General features: G+C 66.3%; 20 protein-coding genes. 11 read left to right on the forward strand and 9 right to left on the reverse strand.

Annotated features, from left to right (window positions below; genetic code table 11):
• Positions 1–113 precede the first annotated feature (113 nt).
• From WMC41_RS22220 to WMC41_RS22230, 3 genes are read right to left on the reverse strand one after another with little or no spacing between them, the layout of a single operon-like run.
• A complete protein-coding gene (locus tag WMC41_RS22220) occupies positions 114–989 on the reverse strand; it encodes an SDR family oxidoreductase (RefSeq protein ID WP_432346466.1) in 876 nt (291 codons plus the stop codon).
• Positions 986–2,131: a tRNA epoxyqueuosine(34) reductase QueG gene (gene queG, locus WMC41_RS22225; protein WP_432346467.1), complete on the reverse strand. Its 1,146-nt coding sequence runs from the start codon at positions 2,129–2,131 to the stop codon at positions 986–988. Before queG ends, WMC41_RS22220 begins: the two co-directional genes overlap by 4 nt.
• Positions 2,132–2,141: 10 nt before the next feature.
• Positions 2,142–2,834, reverse strand: coding sequence for a glutathione S-transferase family protein (locus tag WMC41_RS22230; protein ID WP_272807360.1), 693 nt, complete (start codon positions 2,832–2,834; stop codon positions 2,142–2,144).
• A 231-nt stretch (positions 2,835–3,065) separates the two neighbouring features.
• Between WMC41_RS22230 and WMC41_RS22235 the strand changes: the two genes are divergently transcribed.
• Positions 3,066–3,872: an undecaprenyl-diphosphate phosphatase gene (locus tag WMC41_RS22235; protein ID WP_244767197.1), complete on the forward strand. Its 807-nt coding sequence runs from the start codon at positions 3,066–3,068 to the stop codon at positions 3,870–3,872.
• 136 nt (positions 3,873–4,008) lie between these two features.
• Positions 4,009–4,182, forward strand: coding sequence for a hypothetical protein (locus WMC41_RS22240; protein ID WP_432348421.1), 174 nt, complete (start codon positions 4,009–4,011; stop codon positions 4,180–4,182).
• A 123-nt stretch (positions 4,183–4,305) separates the two neighbouring features.
• Here the strand turns inward: WMC41_RS22240 and WMC41_RS22245 are convergent, their stop codons facing one another.
• From WMC41_RS22245 to dnaN, 6 genes are all read right to left on the reverse strand, one after another.
• Positions 4,306–5,286 carry a complex I NDUFA9 subunit family protein gene (locus WMC41_RS22245; RefSeq protein ID WP_244767198.1) on the reverse strand — a complete coding sequence of 327 codons (981 nt, stop codon included), beginning with the start codon at positions 5,284–5,286 and terminating at the stop codon, positions 4,306–4,308.
• 120 nt (positions 5,287–5,406) lie between these two features.
• On the reverse strand, positions 5,407–5,694 hold the full coding sequence (locus WMC41_RS22250) for a DUF1330 domain-containing protein (protein ID WP_244767199.1): 288 nt from the start codon (positions 5,692–5,694) through the stop codon (positions 5,407–5,409).
• 17 nt (positions 5,695–5,711) lie between these two features.
• Positions 5,712–6,410: an orotidine-5'-phosphate decarboxylase gene (gene pyrF, locus WMC41_RS22255; protein ID WP_432346470.1), complete on the reverse strand. Its 699-nt coding sequence runs from the start codon at positions 6,408–6,410 to the stop codon at positions 5,712–5,714.
• 2 nt (positions 6,411–6,412) lie between these two features.
• The gene (locus WMC41_RS22260) at positions 6,413–6,994 is read right to left on the reverse strand and encodes a histidine phosphatase family protein (protein ID WP_432346472.1); all 582 of its coding nucleotides are present in this window, start codon (positions 6,992–6,994) and stop codon (positions 6,413–6,415) included.
• 9 nt (positions 6,995–7,003) lie between these two features.
• Positions 7,004–7,606 (reverse strand): phospholipid N-methyltransferase PmtA, encoded by a 603-nt coding sequence (gene pmtA, locus WMC41_RS22265; RefSeq protein ID WP_432346474.1) that lies wholly within the window; start codon positions 7,604–7,606, stop codon positions 7,004–7,006.
• Between the two features lie 219 nt (positions 7,607–7,825).
• Positions 7,826–8,944 carry a DNA polymerase III subunit beta gene (gene dnaN, locus WMC41_RS22270; RefSeq protein ID WP_432346476.1) on the reverse strand — a complete coding sequence of 373 codons (1,119 nt, stop codon included), beginning with the start codon at positions 8,942–8,944 and terminating at the stop codon, positions 7,826–7,828.
• A gap of 234 nt (positions 8,945–9,178) precedes the next feature.
• On the opposite strand from dnaN, the gene rsmI reads away from it, so the two are divergent.
• From rsmI to WMC41_RS22315, 9 genes are all read left to right on the forward strand, one after another.
• Positions 9,179–10,105, forward strand: coding sequence for a 16S rRNA (cytidine(1402)-2'-O)-methyltransferase (gene rsmI / locus WMC41_RS22275; protein ID WP_432346478.1), 927 nt, complete (start codon positions 9,179–9,181; stop codon positions 10,103–10,105).
• The gene (locus WMC41_RS22280) at positions 10,095–10,463 is read left to right on the forward strand and encodes a YraN family protein (RefSeq protein WP_272807365.1); all 369 of its coding nucleotides are present in this window, start codon (positions 10,095–10,097) and stop codon (positions 10,461–10,463) included. The genes rsmI and WMC41_RS22280 overlap by 11 nt, the downstream gene beginning before the upstream one ends.
• Before the next feature lie 102 nt (positions 10,464–10,565).
• Positions 10,566–11,864, forward strand: coding sequence for an extracellular solute-binding protein (locus tag WMC41_RS22285; RefSeq protein WP_272807366.1), 1,299 nt, complete (start codon positions 10,566–10,568; stop codon positions 11,862–11,864).
• 161 nt (positions 11,865–12,025) lie between these two features.
• On the forward strand, positions 12,026–12,907 hold the full coding sequence (locus WMC41_RS22290) for an ABC transporter permease subunit (protein WP_244767207.1): 882 nt from the start codon (positions 12,026–12,028) through the stop codon (positions 12,905–12,907).
• Between the two features lie 13 nt (positions 12,908–12,920).
• The gene (gene ugpE, locus WMC41_RS22295; protein ID WP_272807368.1) at positions 12,921–13,763 is read left to right on the forward strand and encodes a sn-glycerol-3-phosphate ABC transporter permease UgpE; all 843 of its coding nucleotides are present in this window, start codon (positions 12,921–12,923) and stop codon (positions 13,761–13,763) included.
• Between the two features lie 12 nt (positions 13,764–13,775).
• A complete protein-coding gene (locus WMC41_RS22300) occupies positions 13,776–14,894 on the forward strand; it encodes a sn-glycerol-3-phosphate import ATP-binding protein UgpC (protein ID WP_432346481.1) in 1,119 nt (372 codons plus the stop codon).
• Positions 14,891–15,883, forward strand: coding sequence for an endonuclease/exonuclease/phosphatase family protein (locus WMC41_RS22305; RefSeq protein WP_432346483.1), 993 nt, complete (start codon positions 14,891–14,893; stop codon positions 15,881–15,883). The genes WMC41_RS22300 and WMC41_RS22305 overlap by 4 nt, the downstream gene beginning before the upstream one ends.
• 72 nt (positions 15,884–15,955) lie before the next feature.
• Complete coding sequence (gene gshB, locus WMC41_RS22310) at positions 15,956–16,900, forward strand: glutathione synthase (RefSeq protein ID WP_432346485.1); 945 nt, start codon at positions 15,956–15,958, stop codon at positions 16,898–16,900.
• A 265-nt stretch (positions 16,901–17,165) separates the two neighbouring features.
• Positions 17,166–18,698, forward strand: coding sequence for a YifB family Mg chelatase-like AAA ATPase (locus WMC41_RS22315; protein WP_432346487.1), 1,533 nt, complete (start codon positions 17,166–17,168; stop codon positions 18,696–18,698).
• Positions 18,699–18,757: the final 59 nt, after the last annotated feature.

Here is an 18,757-nt window from a genome sequence, read left to right on the forward strand (position 1 = left end):
GGAAAAAACTTTCAATATTAGCAGTTACTGCGCATGAATTCGGCGGCAAAAATGAGGCAGATAAATTAAAGGTTGTATTAAATCGCAAAAGCCAGCCCTGCCGGCCTCGCCCCTCAACCGCGCCAGCGGCCGGCCGCGTGGAGCTCGGCGAGCGACTGGCGATAGTCCGGGAAGCGAAGTTCGAAGCCGGCAGCACGCAGCTTGGCGTTCGAGACGCGCTTGTTCTCTGCATAGAAAGACCGGGCCATGGGAGAAAGTTCCGCCGTCTCGAAAGGAATATCCGGCGGCACCGGCAAGCCCATCAGCCGGGCGGCTTCCGCCACCACGTCCTGCGGCGGACCGGGCTCGTTGTCGGTGATGTTCCAGAGGCCGCCGAGGGACTTCTGTGCAAGGAAGAGGGCCGAACGGCCGATATCCTCGACGCGGATGCGGTTGAACACCTGGTCCTTCTTGACGAGGCGGCGCGCGGTGCCCTCTTCCATGTTGCGCAGCGCATTGCGGCCCGGCCCGTAGATGCCGGCAAGGCGCAGCACGGCAACGGGCAGGCCCGAGGCCCTGCCGAAGTCGAGCCAGCGGTTCTCCGCCTCCACCCGCTCGACGGAGCGGGTGGAAACCGGGTTCAGCGCGGTGTTCTCGTCCACCCAGCCGCCCTTGTGGTCGCCGTAGACGCCGACGGTCGAAAGATAGCCGGCCCAGGCGAGCTCCGGCATCAGGGCGGAGATCGGCGGCATGCCGGCGCGGAACAGCGGATCGCCCTCCTTGCCGGGCGCGATGGACTGCACGACATGGGTGGCGCGCGCCATGTCGGCCGCAAGGGCCTCGGGGATCGGGCCGCCGTCATAGAGGATCGGCGCGATGCCGAGGGCGCAAAGGCCCTCTGCCTTTTCCGCCGAGCGCGTCGTGCCGGAGACGGAAAAGCCGGCCGCCCTGAAGGTCTGGCCGATAGCCTTGCCGGAGAAGCCGGCGCCGAGGATCAGGAGGTGCGTCATCGACAGTCTGCCTTTGCTCTTTCATATTCCGCGCGCACGTCCGCGTCCGCGTCGTCCGCCCTTCCTGCCGCAAATTTGGTAAATTCGGAAGCCGCCATCAGCCGGGAAAGCGCCCATGCGGCCATGCCGCGCACCACGGGAGACGCGTCGTCGGCAAGATGGAGGCAGGGCGCGATCAGGCTGCGGTCGCCGGAATTGCCGGCGGCGATCAGCACGTTGCGGATGAAGCGGTCGCGGCCGATGCGCTTGACCGGCGAGCCGGAGAAATGCGCGCGGAAACCCGCGTCGTCGAGGGTCAGGAGATCGGCGATCGCCGGCGCCTTCAGTTCCTCGCGGGCGATGAGCTTCATCTGCGAGGCCGCGGCGGCGAACTTGTTCCAGGGGCAGGCGGCCAGGCAATCGTCGCAGCCATAGATGCGGTTGCCGATCTTCTCGCGGATGGCGGGATCGATCGGTCCCTTGTGCTCGATGGTGAGGTAGGAGATGCAGCGCCGCGCATCGAGCTTGTAGGGCGCTGGAAAGGCGTCGGTCGGGCAGGCGTCGAGGCAGGCGCGGCAGGAGCCGCAATGGTCGCGCTCCGGTTCGTCGCGGACAAGGTCGGCCGTGGTGAAGAGGCTGCCGAGGAAGAGCCAGGAGCCGTGCGTGCGGCTGACGAGGTTGGTGTGCTTGCCCTGCCAGCCGAGCCCGGCAGCGGCGGCGAGCGGCTTTTCCATGACCGGCGCCGTATCGACGAACACCTTCACATCCGCCCCGCCGCGCGCGGCAAAGCGCGTCGCCACTTCCTTCAGCTTGCCCTTGATGAGGTCATGATAATCGCGGTTCTGCGCATAGACGGAGATCGCCGCCCGGTCCGGCATGGAAAGCACGGCGCGCGGATCGTGCGCCGGGCCGTAGTTCATGCCGAAGAGGACGACGGAGCGCACCGCGCTCCACAGGACGCGCGGATCGGCCCGCCGTGCCTCGGTCTCCGCCATCCAGTCCATGGTGCCGTGATAGCCGGCGGCAAGGAAGTCGGCGAGCCGGGGCGGCGCCTCGGGAATGGAATCGGGGCCGGTGATGCGACAGAGGTCGAACCCCTTGTCCGCCGCTTCCGCCTTGAGGAAGTCGGTCAGGCGGCGCCGGATCCTGTCGTCGCCCGACATCGCCCCGTCCTCAGAAGTCGAGGTCCGCGTAGTGCGAGACCGGGGTGACGCCGCGCACGCGCTCGGCCAGCAGCGGGCGGAAGGAGGGGCGGGACTTCAGCCGCTGGTACCATTCCTTGGCCTGCGGCGCGTCCGCCCAGTTGATCTCGCCCATATAGTCGAGCACCGAAAGACAGGCCGCGGCGGCAAGGTCGGCATAGCTGAGGCGGTCGCCGGCAAGATAGGTGCGCGAGCCGGCGAGCCAGGAAAGATACTTCATGTGCTGGCGGATATTGGCGCGCGAATTGCGCAGGATCTTGCTGTCCGGCGGGCCGCCGCCCTGGTCCGGCGTCATCTGCAGCTTGAAGATGCGCTCGCGCACCAGCGGGCGCGTCACGTCCTGCTCCATCTTCTGCAGGAACCATTCCGTCAGGCGGCGGATTTCCGCGCGCTGGAAGGGGTCTTCGGCGAGCAGCCGGCGGTCGCGCTTCAGGACGCCGTGCGTCTCGTCGAGATATTCGGAGATGATGCTCGCGCCGCAGAGCGCCCGCATGCTGTCGTCGACATAGACGGGCAGCGTTCCGGCCGGGTTGAGGGCGAGGAAATCGCGCCGGTTTTCCCAAGGCTGTTCTTCGGCAAGCTCCGTCTGGAACCCGTATTCCGCCAGGATCAGGCGGACGAAGCGGGACGCGGCGGACATCGGGTGATGGTAGAGTGTGGGCATCAGGCTGCTTTGCTGGTCTTGCGGAAGGGGCTGTGGCCGGGTCGAGCGCGCATGCGGGCTGATTTGACCATGGCTGATTTGACGAACCTATAGAAATTTGGTGGTACAAACACAAGCGAATCGGGCTTTTTGCCGTATGGGCCTCCCACAAAACCTCCGGGCGGGGTTTTGTGGGAGGCTCGAAGCCCGCTTCATTCCGTGGCTTTCGTCCCCTTTCCCCAAGGAACCTACATGGCAGACCAGTCCATCGTCAGCGCCCTCATTCTCGGTTTGATCGAGGGCCTGACCGAATTCATCCCGGTGTCCTCCACCGCCCATATCCTGCTCGCCGGGCACTTCCTCGGCTTCAAGTCGCCAGGCAACACCTTCGCCGTGCTCATCCAGCTCGGCGCGATCCTCGCCATCCTCTCCGTCTACGCGGCCAAGCTGCTCCGCATCGCCTTTGCGCTGCCGTCGAGCCCGGAGGCGCGGCGCTTCGTCGCCAGCGTGCTCATCGCCTTCCTGCCGGCCGCCGTCATCGGCGCGCTCGCGCATGATTTCATCAAGACGGTGCTCTTCGAAACCCCGATGCTGATCTGCATCGTGCTGATCGTCGGCGGCGTCATCCTCTACGTGATCGACCGCCTGCCGCTCCAGCCGCGCTATACGGATGCGATGAAGTACCCGCCGTCGCTCGCCTTCAAGATCGGCCTTTGCCAGTGCCTGGCCATGATCCCCGGCACCTCGCGCTCAGGCGCGACGATCGCCGGCGCCCTGCTGATGGGCACGGACAAGCGCTCGGCGGCGGAGTTTTCCTTCTTCCTCGCCATGCCGACCATGGTCGGCGCCTTCACGCTCGATCTCTACAAGAACCGCGACGCGCTCTCGTCCGACGACCTTCTCGTCATCGGCGTCGGCTTCGTCGCAGCCTTCGTGGCAGGTCTCTTTGTCGTGCGCTCGCTGCTCGACTTCGTCTCGCGCCGCGGCTTCACGCTGTTCGCCATCTGGCGGATCGTCGTGGGAACGCTGGGCCTGATCGGCCTTCTGATCTTCGGGTAAAGATTGTTACGGCCGGCTCTGGCCGGCCCGCCCTTACTTGACCGAGGCGGTCGTGCAGGGATCGACGCCGTAGGCCGGCGAACAGCCGTGCTTGCCGGCCGAGACCGTCGACGGCGCGGCAAAGGATCCGGCCACGATGATCAGAGCCGAAAATCCGAAGAAGATTGCAATTGCCTTGCCCATTACGCCGGAAGCCTCTCAAAGTCCTGAAAATACGCCGCAGAACTGTCATCAGTACGACGCGACGGGGGCGGTGTTTATTCGCTGGCCCGAAGACAATCAATATCGCGACATGCTGAATCGCGCGTAAATGCCGCAGTGATTTTTTTAACCGCTGCATAAGTGCAACAGCCCGCCCAAAGCGCTTCGAAAAACACGGGCCGGCTAGCGCGGGATCGCCCCGTGCCGGCCGGTTATTCGGGATGAAAATCGGTCAGGCGGCGCGGTCGATCCGCGTGAACTGGCCCTGCGGCCGGTAGCGCACGAGATAGCTCGGCAGGATCGCCTCGACGAGGACCGGCTCGATGCCGATCGCCTCCAGCGTGCGGCCCTCGCTGCGGGCGGCGTCGGAGACCACATTGTCGACACGCAGCAGCGTGACCTGGTCGGCCGTCAGCGGCGGCTTGATAAGGGGCACGAGCGAGGCGATGGAGCCGATCAGCGAGGCGATGCCGAAGGGCAGGGAGACGAGCGGGTTCTTGCGGTCGATCACGCGCAGCATGGTTTCGAGACACTGGCGGAAGGTCAGCACTTCCGGACCGCCGAGCTCGTAGATGCGGCCGCGCTCGATCGTGCCGTCCACCGAGCGGGCGACGGCCTCGGCGACGTCGGCGACGTAGACCGGCTGGAACTTCGTGTGGCCGCCGCCGATCAGCGGCAGGGCCGGGGCATAGCGGGCCATGGTGGCGAACTTGTTGAAGAAGCCGTCTTCCGGGCCGAAGATGATGGAGGGTCGCAGGATGACGGCATCGGGAACCGTGCGCAGCACCGCCGCTTCGCCGCGGCCCTTGGTGCGGGCGTAGGAGGACGCGGATTTCTCGTCGGCGCCGATGGCGGAGACGTGGGTGAGCTTCGCACCGACGGCGCGGGCGGCTTCCGCCACCGCGCGGGCGCCGAAATCCTGCACGGCGTCGAAATTGTTGCGGCCGCTCTCGAAGAGGATGCCGACACAGTTGATGACGTGGTCGGCGCCCTCGACGGCGCGATCGACGGACTGGCGGTAGCGCAGGTTCGCTTGCACGAAGGAGATCTGGCCGACGCCGCCGATCGGCTGCAGGAAGCCAGCAAGGTCCGGCCGGCGGACGGCGACGCGGATGCGGTAGCCGCGGCGCGCCAGCGCACGCACCACATGACGCCCGACGAAGCCCGAGCCGCCGAAGACTGTGACGAGCGGCGGAAGGTTGGACAAGGTCATGAGGCTGCTCCTGAAGAACATTGTAGGTCGGTAGCGCCTACATAGCCCAAAGCGTTCGTAAGGTGAAGCGCGGCGAAGCGTCTCTTGCGCCGGGTTTTTCCGGGAGCCGGGATGGCCGGCTCAAAGGCCCTCGACGACCACCATTTCCGCATCCGCCACTTCCTGGCGGATGGCGGCGGCGACCTGGTATTCCGGCGAATTGTAGCAGTCGACGGCGGCCTGCAGCGAGGGGAACTCGATGATCACGTTGCGGGCGCGCACGCGGCCTTCCAGCTGCGCGAAGGCGCCGCCGCGGGCGATGAAGTTCGCGCCATACTTTTCGAAGGCCGGCTTGGCGGCGGCGACGTAATCCTTGTAGCGTTCGGTGTCGCGCACATCGACCTGTGCGATCCAGTAGCCCTTGGGCATGTCTCTCTCCCTTTTTGTTATGCTGCGCGTGCGCCGTCCATTTCGGCGAGGATCGCGCTTGCTGCGGCAAGCGGATCGTCCGCCTTGACGATCGGGCGGGCGACGACGAGGTGGCTGGAGCCGGCCTTCAGCGCGTCGGCCGGGGTCATGACTCGCTTCTGGTCGCCGAGATCGGCGCCGGCCGGGCGGATGCCCGGCGTGACGATCGCCATGTCGGGTCCGACGATCTTGCGCACGGCCCTGGCTTCCTCGGCGGAGCAGACGACGCCGCCCATGCCGGCGATGCGGGCCTGTTCGGCGCGGCGCAGCACCAGCGTGTGCGGATCGTATTCGTAGCCGGCGTCAATGACGTCTTTGGCATCCATGGAGGTGAGCACCGTGACGCCGAGGAGGCAGAGATCGGAACCCTTGGCGGCGGCGACGGCGGCGGCCATGGCCTTCGGATAGGCGTGCAGGGTCAGCATGGACATGCCCATCTTGACGATGTTCTCGACGCCCTTGGCCACCGTGTTGTCGATGTCGAGCAGCTTCATGTCGAGGAAGACCTTCTTGCCGTCCCTGGCGAGGTCGCGGGCGAATTCCAGGCCGCCGGCAAAGACCAGCTGGTAGCCGATCTTGTAGAAGAGGGCGGTGTCGCCGAGCGTCTGGACCACCTTTTCCGCCTCCGCGATGGTCGGTACATCGAGGCCAACGATCAGGCGGTCGCGCGCGGACATGGTCAAAACCCTTTCCAAGATTCCATTGGCGTCCAGTCGCATGCGACGATGCGGTCCGCAAGGCCGAAAGCGAAAAGATTGCCGCCGCCGCCCGGCTGGTCGCCGTCCCGGCGTATGGGCGTGCCCTTGAGGTATCCTTTCAGCAGCGTGCCGACGCCGCCATGGCCGACGAAGGCGATCGGGATTTCCGGGTCGTGACCGTCCAGCGCCCGCTCGACGGCGGCGACGATGCGCGCCTGCGCATCCACCGCGCGCTCCCAGCCGCGAAAATTCCGCTCCGGATGAGCGAAAAATTCGTCGGCCGCGGCCTCGAAGGCATCGGGCGGCAGGTAGCCGGTGGCGGAACGGTCGTTCTCGCCCATGGCGTGGTCGGTCTCGACGGCAAGGCGGCCGGCGGCAAGGATCTCCGCCGTCTCGATCGCCTTGCGCTCGGTGCTTGCCACGAAGCGGCCGATCTGCCGCGCCCAGCCGGCCGAGGCGGCGAGCAGGGCCCGTTCGCGGCCGCGCTCGGACAAGCCCCAGTCGGGCACCGGCACGGCCGGGTCGATGGCGACCTGCGGATGGGTGATATAAAGGGCGAACACGGCCGCCCCTCAATGGGTGCGGCGGTAGGTCCAGAGCTGCGCCGGCGGGATGTTGCGCACGACGAAGTCGAGATGGCTGATCTGGTAACGATCCGGCATGGCGACGACGGGGGAGAGCGGGCCATAGGAGATCTGCACGACCGGCCGGCCGGCGGGAACGCGCGAGAGCAGGTCCTCGATCAGCGCGACGCGCCTGTGCATCGGGAAATTGAGCAGCGGCACGGCGGAGATGACGCTGTCGAAGGTGGCGTTGCGAAGATCGCCGAGCGTCCTGTCGAGGTCGAAGGCATCGCCATTGATGAAGTTGACGCCGTGGAAGCGCGCGACGAGGTGATTGTAGAAATCCGTGGAGAACTCGATCGAGGTCAGCTTCTCCGGCGCAAGGCCGGTCCCGAGGATCGCCTTGGTGATGACGCCGGTGCCCGGCCCGAGTTCGAGCACGGGAAGGCCCGAGGTGGGATTGATGACGCTCGCCATGCGGCGCGCGGTGACCGAAGAGGTGGGGATGATCGAACCGACGGCCCGCGTATTGCTCATCCAGCCCTTGAAGAACCGGATCTCGTCGTCGAATTTCTTGCCGAGCCGTTCCTTGACCTTCACGCGCAACGTCATGCCATCCCCCTTCATGGTAGCACTTCTACATGGCCGGGAAGGGGCTTCGTGTCCGCCTGCTTCGCCCGGCCTTCTGCGAATATGTGACGCGGTTTGCGTCAAAAACAAGTCTGATTGCGCCGCCGCCTGCAAGTTTCCCCCGCCCGCGAAAGCGCTCCCTAAAAAAGAACCCGCCGGAGGACCGGCGGGTTCCAAGGCGGTTTCCCGATATGGCGGCGTCTATACGCGCATCGGCATGAGCACGTAGAGCGCGTCGTCGCCGGCAAGGTCGCGCACCAGCGTCGGCGAGCCCGGATCGGCCAGCATGAAGACGGCCTCCGTGCCGGAGAGCTGGGAGGTGATGTCGAGCAGGTATTTCGCGTTGAAGCCGATTTCCAGCGGGTCGCTGTCATAGCCGACCGGCAGCTCTTCCGTCGCGCTGCCCGAATCCGGGTTGTTGACGGTTAGCGTCAGCTGGCCGTCGCCGAGCGCCAGCTTCACGGCGCGGCCGCGCTCGGAGGAAATGGTGGAGACGCGGTCGACGGCCTGGGCGAAGGACTGGCAGTCGATCTTCAGTTCCTTGTCGTTGTTGGTCGGGATCACGCGCTGGTAATCGGGGAACGTGCCGTCGATCAGCTTGGAGGTCAGCACGACGGAGCCGATGGTGAAGCGGATCTTCGCGTCCGAGACCTCGACGGTGACGGTCAGGTCCGGATTGTCGACCAGCTTCTGCAGCTCGCCGACCGTCTTGCGCGGGATGATGATGCCCGGCATGCCCTCGGAGCCCGAGGGGGCTTCGACGTCGGCGCGGGCCAGGCGATGGCCGTCGGTGGCGACGGCCCGGAGCTTCAGTTCGCCCTTGCTCTCGATCGTGTGGATGAAGATGCCGTTGAGGTAGTAGCGGGTCTCCTCCGTCGAGATCGCGAACTGGGTGCGATCGATCAGCATCTTGAGATCCGTCGCCTTGAGGCGGAACGTGTGCGAGAAGCTGCCGGCGGTGAGATCCGGGAAATCGGACTGCGGCAGGCATTGCAGCGAGAATTTGGAACGGCCCGAGGCGACCGTCATCGAGGCGCCGTCGGCGCTGGTGGCGAGCAGCACTTCCGAACCGTCCGAGAGCTTGCGCACGATGTCGTAGAGCAGGTGCGCCGGAACGGTCGTCGCGCCGGCCTGCTCGACCTGGGCGGGCGTCGCCTCGGTGATCTCGAGGTCGAGGTCGGTCGCCTTCATGTCGAGGCTCGCGCCGTCCGCGCGCAGCAGCACGTTCGAGAGGATCGGGATCGTGTTGCGCCGTTCGACCACGCGATGGACGTGGTTCAGCGACTTCAGAAGATTGGACCGCTCGAGAGTAATGCGCATGAACTGTACCGCTTTCGACCGCTAGCACGCCGGAGGTCCGGCGCGGCATTGCCTTGAAATCCCGGCGGGCGCCGGAAGATGTGGACGGGCAAAATGGCAGAAACATGCGGAACTTTGCAAGTGCTAACGGCGTGGAACACAGGATAGTCAACCGCCGGACCTTGCGAGGGCCTGCCCGCTCGCCCATAAGGATGAAGACATGCGGCCGTCCAGCGGCCGGAAAGGTGACGGGCGATGCGGGACGAGGGTGCGGCAAACGGCGGGGGCGAAGGCGCGAAGACTTTCCGCCTGCACAATGCCGTGATCCCCGCCCGGCCGCTGGAGCCGGCGCTCTATCTCGTCGCGACGCCGATCGGCAATCTCTCCGACATCACGCTGCGGGCGCTCGAAACCTTGGCAGGCGCCGACGTGCTCGCCTGCGAGGACACGCGCGTCACCCGCGTGCTGCTCGACCGCTACGGCATCGTCAACCGGCCCTATGCCTATCACGAGCACAATGCGGACGAGGCGGGCCCGCGCCTCATCGCCGCGCTGGAGGGAGGCAGATCCGTCGCCCTCGTCTCCGATGCCGGCACGCCGCTCGTTTCCGATCCCGGATACCGGCTGGCGCTGCTCGCCATCGCGGCCGGGCACCGCGTCGTGCCCATCCCCGGCGCCTCCGCCCCGCTTGCCGCGCTCGTCGGCTCCGGCCTGCCCAACGAGGCCTTCTTCTTTGCCGGCTTCCTGCCGTCCAGGGACAAGGCGCGGCGCGATCGCCTCGCCGAGCTTGCGGGCGTGCCGGCGACGCTGCTGTTCTTCGAATCCCCGCATCGCATCGCCGCGACGGTCGCGGCGGCGGCCGAGGTGCTGGGGGAGGGGCGGGCGGCCTGTGTCTGCCGCGAACTGACCAAGACCTTCGAGGAGTTCCGCCGCGGAACGCTCGGGGAGCTGTCGGCGCATTATGGCGACGGCCACGCCGTCAAGGGCGAGATCGTCTTCGTCATCGGCCCGCCGGGTGCGGCGGCCGCGCCCGAGGCGGAAGATGTCGACCGGCTGCTTGCCGCGCTCGCCAGGGACATGCCGGCCGGCAAGGCGGCCACCGAGGCCGCGCGGCAGACCGGCCTGCCGCGGCGCGACCTCTACCAGCGCCTCATCGACCTGAAGGGCGGCGATGGGCAATAGGCCGGCGGATACGGGCCGGCTGAAGGCCTTTCGCCGCGGACACGTCTCCGAATACATCGCCGCGCTCTACCTTGCCGCCAAGGGCTTTCGCATCCGCGCGATCCGCTACCGCACGAAGCTCGGCGAGATCGACATCATCGCGCGGCGCGGCGACCTCGTCGTCTGCGTCGAGGTGAAGGCGCGCCGTGACGTCGACAGCGCCGTCTTCGCCGTCACCGGAACCGCGCAAGGGCGCATCCGCGCGGCAAGCGAAATCTGGCTCTCGCGCCAGCCCGACGGCCACCGCCTCTCCCTCCGGTACGACATTGTCGCCGTCCGCCCCTGGCGGCTTCCCCGGCATCTGCCGGATGCGTTTTGACCAAAAGGAAAATGTAACGAAACTGACATGAAACCGTAACGCGCCCGTCACGGTGGCTCATTAGTGCACCCTCACACCAAATCCGGTGAAGAGGAGCAACCCATGTTCAAGCCGCTTTCCCTCGCAGGTTTCGCACTCGCGTTTTCCGCCTCGGCCTCGATGGCCGCCACCAACATCACCTGGTGGCACGGCATGGCCGGCCGCAACGGCGAGGTCATCAACGAAGTCGCCCAGAAGTTCAACGCCGCCCAGTCGGCCTGTGCCCTGACGCCGGTTTCCAAGGGCACCTACGAGGAAGCGCTCGCTTCCGGCATCGCCGCCTTCCGCTCGGGCGAACAGCCGAACATCCTGCAGGTCTTCGACGCGGGCGCGGCGACGATCATCAATGCTCCGGGCGCCGTTATCCCGGCCGAAGACCTGATCACCGGCGCCGGCCACCCGTTCGACCGCGAAGCCTTCATCGAGGGCGTGCGCTACTTCTACGCCGCGCCGGACGGCAAGTTCGTAGGCATGCCGTTCAACTCCTCCGCCCCGATCATGTACGTGAACACCGAGGCCCTGGAGAAGGCCGGCGTCGAAGCGCCGAAGACCTGGGAAGAGTTCGAGGCGATCGCGCCGAAGCTGAAGGAAGCCGGCTACCTGCCGCTCGTCCAGTCGCAGCTCACCTGGCAGTTCACGGAAAACTTCTTCTCGCGCAACAACATCCAGTTCGCGACGAACAACAACGGCTACGATTCGGTCACCGACACGAAGATCAACATGACGGACCCGAACCTCGTCATGATGTTCACCAAGCTGAAGGCCTGGGCCGACGAGGGCTATTTCGGCTATTTCGGTGCCGGCTGGAACGACAACCAGAAGCTCTTCGAAGATGGCAAGGCCGCCCTCTGGATCGGGTCGTCCGGTTCGTTCGGCGGCCTCCAGAAGACGGCGCAGAAGCCGTTCACCGCGGCCTTCCTGCCCTACTGGCAGGGCATTGAAGGGGCCGGCACCAACTCGTTCATCGGCGGTGCCGCGCTGTTCGCCATGTCCGGCAAGCCGGACGAAGAGAACAAGTGCACGGCCGACTTCTTCCAGTTCCTGACCTCGCCGGAAATCCAGAAGTTCTATCACCAGGCCACCGGCTACGTCGCCATCACCAAGGCGGCCTACGAGCTGGCGAAGTCCGAAGGCTATTATGAAAAGACCCCGGTCGCCGAAGTCGGCATCCAGCAGCTCATGCTCAAGTCGGGCGACTGGTCGAAGGGCTACCGCCTCGGTTTCTACCCGCAGATCCGCGAGATCATGGAGCGCGAATACGGCCGCATCTTCGCCGGCGAAACCTCGGTCGAAGACGCCATGAAGACGATCGAGACCGAAGCGAACGACCTGCTCGCCCGCTTCGCCAAGACCGCCGGCTGACAGGGTAGGAATCCCCCTCACCCCGCCTCCGCTTCGCTCGGCGACCCTCTCCCCAAGGGGAGAGGGGGACCGCAGACGCTGCAACATCTCCCCTTCTCCCCGCCGGGGAGAAGGGGGCCGGCAGGCCGGATGAGGGGGTGTCCGCCATCGAAGGATCGCCCATGAAGCGCGTGCAATTCTCCTCGCCCTATCTGCCCTATCTCTTCCTCGCACCGCAGATGGCGATCATCTTCGTGTTCTTCTACTGGCCGTCCGTCCAGGCGATCCAGTCGTCCTTCTATCTCGAGGATCCCTTCGGCTTCGGTTCCACCTTCGTCGGCCTGTCGAACTATTCGGATGCGCTCGGCTCCGTGCAGTACCAGTCGATCGCCCGCTTCACCGTGGTATTCACCGCGCTCGTCACCTTCCTCTCGCTCGGCATCGGCATGCTGCTCGCCGTCAAGGCGGATGCGGTGCTGAAGGGCAGCGCCGCCTACAAGACGCTGCTGATCTGGGTCTACGCCATCGCCCCGCCGGTCGCCGGCCTGATGGGCATGATGTTCTTCGACCAGCATATCGGCCCGCTGGTGAAATTCGCCGCCCTCTTCGGCTGGGACATGAAGGTCGGCCTCAACTACAACGACACCGCCATCGCCATGATCATCGTGTCGGTGTGGAAGCAGATCCCCTACAATTTCATCTTCATCCTCTCGGGCCTGCAGAGCATTCCGGCCTCCGTGCGGGAAGCCGCCGCCATCGACTGCCGTTCCGGCACGCGGCGCTTCTGGACGATGACGCTGCCGCTGCTCGCGCCCACCGCCTTCTTCCTGCTCGTCATCAACATGACCTACGCCCTCTTCGACACGTTCGGCGTCATCGACGTGATGGTGAAGGACAAGGCCGCCAACAACCCGATCACCCTGGTCTACAAGGTCTATATGGACGGCTTCCGCGGCAATGACCTCGGCGGATCCTCGGCCCAGTCGGTCATCCTGATGATCGTCGTCTTCGTGCTCACCATCTTCCAGTTCCGCTTCATCGAGCGGCGCGTGCACTACAATTGAGAGGGCGCCCGCCATGAACCGCATCCGTCTCCTCGATCACCTCGTTCTCCTCCTCGGCGTCTTCGTCATGGTCGCCCCCGTGGTGGTCGCCTTCATGACCTCCACCCACGAGGCGGCCGACATCCACCGCAACGGCCTCTCGCTTGCCTGGGGCGGCCACTTCACCGAGACCTACAACACCGTGCTGACGCGGGAGGGCGGCTTCACCGGCAAGATCACCGGCGCGCGCATGATCTGGAACTCGCTGATCCTCGGCATCGGTTTTGCCGCCGGCAAGATCGTGCTGTCGATGCTCGCCGCCTATGCCATCGTCTATTTCCGCTTCCGGCTCGGCACGCTGTTCTTCTGGATGATCTTCACGACGCTGCTCCTGCCGCTGGAAGTGCGCATCCTTCCCTCCTACGAGGTGATGAACAAGCTCTCGCTGACGAACACCTATACCGGCCTGATCGTGCCGCTGCTGGCCTCGGCCACCGGCACCTTCTTCTTCCGCCAGTTCTTCAAGTCCGTGCCGGAGGAGCTGCTGGAGGCCGCGCGCATCGACGGCGCCGGGCCGTTCAAGTTCTTCATCGACGTGCTGGTGCCGCTCTCGCGCACCATGATGGCCGCCATCTTCATCATCATGTTCGTCTATGGCTGGAACCAGTATCTCTGGCCGACGCTGATGACGACGGACGAGCGCTTCTTCACGCTGGTGCGCGGCATCAAGCAGATCCTGCTCGTCTGGGTGGGCTCCAACATTCCCGATTACAACGAGGCCTTTGCGCTGGCGATCCTCGCCATGCTGCCGCCGGTCATGATCGTGCTGATCTTCCAGCGGTGGTTCATCAAGGGTCTTACGGAAAGCGACAAATAGGAGGCTCGTCCCATGGCAGCGATCAGCATCAAGGACGTATCCAAGATCTACAATGGCGGCGTGACCGCCGTCAGCGCCGTCTCGATCGACATCGCCGACGGCGAGTTCATCGTGCTCGTCGGCCCCTCCGGCTGCGGAAAATCGACGCTGCTGCGCATGGTCGCGGGGCTGGAGACGATCAGCGAAGGCGAGGTGACGATCGGCCCGCGCGTCGTCAACGAGATCGACCCGGCCGACCGCGACATCGCCATGGTCTTCCAGAATTATGCGCTCTATCCGCACATGACGGTTTACGAAAACCTCGCCTATGGCCTGAAGAACCGCCGCACGCCGAAGGCCGAGATCGACGCGCGCGTGGCGGAAGCCGCCCGCATGCTCGAACTCCAGCCCTATCTGGAGCGAAAGCCCCGTGCCCTCTCGGGCGGCCAGCGCCAGCGCGTCGCCATGGGCCGCGCCATCGTGCGCAAACCCTCCGCCTTCCTCTTCGACGAGCCGCTCTCCAACCTCGATGCCAAACTGCGCGTCTCCATGCGCGGCGAGATCAAGCGCCTGCAGCGCCGCGTCGGCACGACCTCGATCTACGTCACCCACGACCAGTTGGAGGCGATGACGCTCGCCGACCGGCTCGTCGTGCTCTCCGGCGGCAGGATCGAGCAGATCGGCCGGCCGCTCGACGTCTACCACCGTCCCGCCACCACCTTCGTCGCCAGCTTCATCGGTTCGCCGGCCATGAATCTCGCGGATGGCGAAGTGCACGGCGGCAAGCTCGCCCTCGGACCCGCCCTCATCGACCTCGGCGCCACGGTGCCGACGCAGGGCGCCGTGACCGTCGGCCTGCGCGCCGAGGACCTGCGCCTCCATCCGGAGGGAAAGGGCAGCCTGCCCTTCCGGGTCGATTATGTCGAGGAACTGGGGGCCCAGCGCCTCGTGCACGGCCTTGTCGGCGACCAGCCGCTCGTCGCCGCCGTCTCCTCGGAAAACCCGCTGCCGGAAACCGTCTCGCTCTCGATCACGCCGTCGCGGCTGCATTTCTTCGATCGCGCCAGCGGCCGGCGGATCGACTGGCCGGGCGAAGACCGCCCGGAAACCCTTGCCGCCGGCCTGCCGGTGCTGGAGGCCGCCGCATCATGATCCGCACCACCGTCGACAGACTGACCGCCCCTACTCCGGCGGAGCGCGCGGCGATAGCCGATCTCGAAAAATCCATCTCCGCGCACGATGCCCGCATGGCGCAGCTTGCCTGCATGAACGCGGTGGAGAAAGGCGGCCGTGCCGAACGCGCCGAACCGCTGCCCTTTCCCTTCACCGTCGCCGCCTGGAACCTCGAACGCTGCCTCTTTCCGCTCGAAAGCGCCGAACATCTCGGCGCCACCGGTGCCGAGATCGTTCTGCTCTCCGAGATGGACGACGGCATGGCCCGCACGCGCCAGCGCCACACCACGGCCGAGGTCGCCGGCGATCTGGGCATGGCCTATCTCTACGGCGTCGAGTTCATCGAGCTCGGCCTCGGCTCGGATACGGAGCTGGAATTCTGCAAGGACCGGTTCAACCGCCGCGGCCTGCACGGCAATGGCCTCATGGCCACCGTGCCGCTGCACGCGCCCTTCCTGCTGCGGCTGGAGGGCGAGCGCCTCTGGTTCATGGGCGAGGTCGACCAGCCGCGCCTCGGCGAGCGCATGGCGATCGGCGCCGTCGTCAACACGGAAGCCGGCCCGCTCGTTCTCGTCTCCACCCATTTCGAAAGCGCCACGACGGCCGCCTATCGCGAACGCCAGATGGTCGGCCTTATCGACGCCCTCGATGCGGCCTTCCCCGGCCACCCCGTCCTCATCGGCGGTGATCTCAACACCGGCAACCATGCCGGCGGCGACTTCGAGGCGGAGGGGCTTTTCGCCCGCGCGGCCGAGCGCGGCTTCACCCGCCATGGCGGTCCGCTGGACAGGATGACGACACGCCCGAGCCTCATCACGCGCTGGCCGGAACGGGCCATGAAGCTCGACTGGTTCTTCTTGCGCGGCCTTGCGGTTTCCGATACGCGCATCGTGCCCTCGCTCGATCCTTCCGGCCGTCCGCTCTCCGACCACGACCTCATCACCTGCCGGATCGATGCCTTCGCCTGACCCCGCGCGAGGCCCGTTGCCATCGCGCCGCCCGCATCCTAAATGTGTCGGGCATTCCTGAGGGGACTTTTCATGGCAAAGATCAAGAACGTCGCGGTCCAGATGGACCATATGTCGACCATCAGCATCGCCGGCGATTCCACCTTCGCCATGAGCCTGGAGGCGCAGAACCGGGGCTACAGGCTGTTCCACTACACGCCCGACCGCCTGAGTCTCCGCGACGGCAAGGTTTATGCCGCCGTCGAGCCGATGGAACTGCGCGACGTCAAGGGCGATCACTATACGCTCGGCGCGCCCGAGCGCGTCGATCTCTCGACGATGGACGTGGTGCTCCTGCGCCAGGACCCGCCCTTCGACATGTCCTACATCACCTCGACGCATCTCCTGGAGCGCATCCACCCCAGGACGCTTGTCGTCAACGACCCCGCCTGGGTGCGCAACTCGCCGGAGAAGATCTTCGTCACCGAATTCGCCGACCTCATGCCGGCAACGCTGATCACGCGCGATCCCGCCGAAATCCGCCGTTTCCGCGAGGAGATGGGCGACATGATCCTGAAGCCGCTCTACGGCAATGGCGGTGCCGGCGTCTTCCATTCCACCAAGGACGACCGCAACCTTTCCTCGCTGCTCGAAATGTTCGGCCAGATGTTCCGCGAACCCTTCATCGCCCAGCAATACCTGCCGGACGTGCGCAAGGGCGACAAGCGCATCCTGCTCGTCGACGGCGAGCCGGTCGGCGCCATCAACCGCGTGCCTGCCGAACACGACGCCCGCTCCAACATGCATGCCGGCGGCCGCCCGGAGCCGACGGAGCTGACGGCCCGCGAAAAGGAGATCTGCACCCGCATCGGCCCGGCGCTGCGCGAGCGCGGCTTCCTCTTCGTCGGCATCGACGTCATCGGCGACTACATGACCGAGATCAACGTGACGTCCCCGACCGGCATCCGGGAAGTCAGGAAATTCGGCGGCGCCGACATCTCCGCCCTGCTGTGGGACGCCATCGAAAGCAAGCGCTGAGCGTCTTGCGGCCCGCCCCGAAGGGTTTTGCGGGACGTTCCGTTCGCGAACGTCCCGCCTTCGTTCCGCAAATGCAACCGGCTGCAACCGGCGCGCGGAAAATTCTCTCGCAAGTTCTATGATTGTTCTTGTTTCATTCCGGATTCCATGCCAGATTTGCAGATGCAACCCAGGGGCGGGTGCAGGGGACGTTTTCGGCGAAAACGTGTCGCGGTAGCCTTGCGCCGAGAATGGCGCAGCGCCGCGGGAACGGGCGGAGGCAATCATGGTGGCGCGGGTCGGGACGATCGCATTCCAGGGCATCGAGGGCGTGCCGGTCGACGTGCAGGTCATGGTGGCGCCCGGCAAGGTGGGCATGCAGATCGTCGGCCTGCCGGACAAGGCGGTCGCCGAAAGCCGCGAGCGGGTGCAGGCGGCCCTGCACGCCTCCGGCCTTTCGCTGCCGCCGAAGCGCGTGACGGTCAATCTCGCCCCCGCGGACCTGCCGAAGGAAGGCAGCCACTACGACCTTGCCATCGCGCTCGGCCTGATGATGGCGCTCGGCGCCGTGCCGGGCGATGCGCTGGAGGACTTTGTCGTCATCGGCGAGCTGAACCTCGACGGCACGATCGCCGCCGTCGCCGGGGCGCTGCCCGCCGCCATGGGGGCGAACGCGCTCGGCAAGGGGCTGATCTGCCCGGCGGAAAACGGCGCGGAAGCCGCCTGGGCCGGCAGCGGCCTCGATATCCTGGCGCCGCGCAGCCTGATTGCGCTCGCCAATCATTTCAAGGGAACGCAGGTCCTGTCCCGGCCGGCGCCGGCAATCCGGGCGGCGGCGGCGGACCTGCCGGACCTTGCCGATATCCGCGGCCAGGAAAGCGCCAAGCGGGCGCTGGAAGTGGCGGCGGCCGGCAACCACAATCTGCTGATGGTCGGCCCGCCGGGCTCGGGAAAGTCCATGCTGGCCGCGCGCCTTGCCGCCATCCTGCCGCCGCTCTCGCCGCGGGAGCTGCTGGAGGTCTCGATGATCCATTCCATCGCCGGCCAGCTTTCCGGCGGCCGGCTGTCGGATCGCCGGCCCTTCCGCGCGCCGCATCATTCCGCCACCATGGCTGCGCTCGTCGGCGGCGGGTCGCGGGCAAGGCCGGGCGAGGTCTCGCTGGCCCATAACGGCGTGCTCTTCCTCGACGAGCTGCCGGAATTCTCGCCCCAGGCGCTCGATGCGCTGCGCCAGCCGCTCGAGACCGGGGAATGCATCATCGCCCGGGCGAACCACCGGGTGAGCTATCCCGCCGCCATGCAGCTCGTCGCGGCGATGAACCCCTGCCGCTGCGGCATGGCGGGCGAACCCGGCCGGACCTGCGCCCGCGGCCTGCGCTGCATGAGCGACTACCAGGCCCGCATTTCCGGCCCGCTGATGGATCGCATCGACATCCGCATCGACGTGCCGGCCGTCTCCGCGACGGATCTCATCCGCCCGATGGCCGCCGAGGCCAGCGAGACCGTCGCCCGCCGCGTCGCCCGTGCCCGTGCCCTGCAGGTCGACCGTTTCGCCCGGCTCGGCATGGCCTCCGTCACCAGCAATGCGCGCGCCTCGACCGCGCTCGTCGAAAAGGTGGCGGAGCCCGATCCCGGCGGTCTCCAGCTCCTGCGCGATGCGGCGGAGAAGATGCATTTCTCCGCGCGCGGCTACCATCGCATCCTCAAGGTCGCCCGCACGCTCGCCGATCTCGACGAGGCGCCGGTTGTCGGCCGCATCCATCTGGCGGAGGCGATCTCCTATCGCATCGCCGGCGAGCGGCTCTCCGCGGCGGCGTGAGTTTTCGGGAAGAAGGCAGCGGTCCCGCCGAAGGAGAGTGGGAGCGTGGGTCTGGTATG

Origin of the sequence: Shinella yambaruensis (assembly GCF_050859155.1) — a bacterium.
In the GTDB taxonomy this organism is placed as follows: Bacteria; Pseudomonadota; Alphaproteobacteria; order Rhizobiales; family Rhizobiaceae; genus Shinella; species Shinella yambaruensis.

Coding starts and splice junctions, on each gene's coding strand:
- WMC41_RS22220 (WP_432346466.1), bottom strand. CDS start 989: ATGACGCACCTCCTGATCCTCGGCGCCGGCTTCTCCGGCAAGGCTATC.
- queG (WP_432346467.1), bottom strand. CDS start 2,131: ATGTCGGGCGACGACAGGATCCGGCGCCGCCTGACCGACTTCCTCAAG.
- WMC41_RS22230 (WP_272807360.1), bottom strand. CDS start 2,834: ATGCCCACACTCTACCATCACCCGATGTCCGCCGCGTCCCGCTTCGTC.
- WMC41_RS22235 (WP_244767197.1), top strand. CDS start 3,066: ATGGCAGACCAGTCCATCGTCAGCGCCCTCATTCTCGGTTTGATCGAG.
- WMC41_RS22240 (WP_432348421.1), top strand. CDS start 4,009: ATGATCAGAGCCGAAAATCCGAAGAAGATTGCAATTGCCTTGCCCATT.
- WMC41_RS22245 (WP_244767198.1), bottom strand. CDS start 5,286: ATGACCTTGTCCAACCTTCCGCCGCTCGTCACAGTCTTCGGCGGCTCG.
- WMC41_RS22250 (WP_244767199.1), bottom strand. CDS start 5,694: ATGCCCAAGGGCTACTGGATCGCACAGGTCGATGTGCGCGACACCGAA.
- pyrF (WP_432346470.1), bottom strand. CDS start 6,410: ATGTCCGCGCGCGACCGCCTGATCGTTGGCCTCGATGTACCGACCATC.
- pmtA (WP_432346474.1), bottom strand. CDS start 7,606: ATGACGTTGCGCGTGAAGGTCAAGGAACGGCTCGGCAAGAAATTCGAC.
- dnaN (WP_432346476.1), bottom strand. CDS start 8,944: ATGCGCATTACTCTCGAGCGGTCCAATCTTCTGAAGTCGCTGAACCAC.
- rsmI (WP_432346478.1), top strand. CDS start 9,179: ATGCGGGACGAGGGTGCGGCAAACGGCGGGGGCGAAGGCGCGAAGACT.
- WMC41_RS22280 (WP_272807365.1), top strand. CDS start 10,095: ATGGGCAATAGGCCGGCGGATACGGGCCGGCTGAAGGCCTTTCGCCGC.
- WMC41_RS22285 (WP_272807366.1), top strand. CDS start 10,566: ATGTTCAAGCCGCTTTCCCTCGCAGGTTTCGCACTCGCGTTTTCCGCC.
- WMC41_RS22290 (WP_244767207.1), top strand. CDS start 12,026: ATGAAGCGCGTGCAATTCTCCTCGCCCTATCTGCCCTATCTCTTCCTC.
- ugpE (WP_272807368.1), top strand. CDS start 12,921: ATGAACCGCATCCGTCTCCTCGATCACCTCGTTCTCCTCCTCGGCGTC.
- WMC41_RS22300 (WP_432346481.1), top strand. CDS start 13,776: ATGGCAGCGATCAGCATCAAGGACGTATCCAAGATCTACAATGGCGGC.
- WMC41_RS22305 (WP_432346483.1), top strand. CDS start 14,891: ATGATCCGCACCACCGTCGACAGACTGACCGCCCCTACTCCGGCGGAG.
- gshB (WP_432346485.1), top strand. CDS start 15,956: ATGGCAAAGATCAAGAACGTCGCGGTCCAGATGGACCATATGTCGACC.
- WMC41_RS22315 (WP_432346487.1), top strand. CDS start 17,166: ATGGTGGCGCGGGTCGGGACGATCGCATTCCAGGGCATCGAGGGCGTG.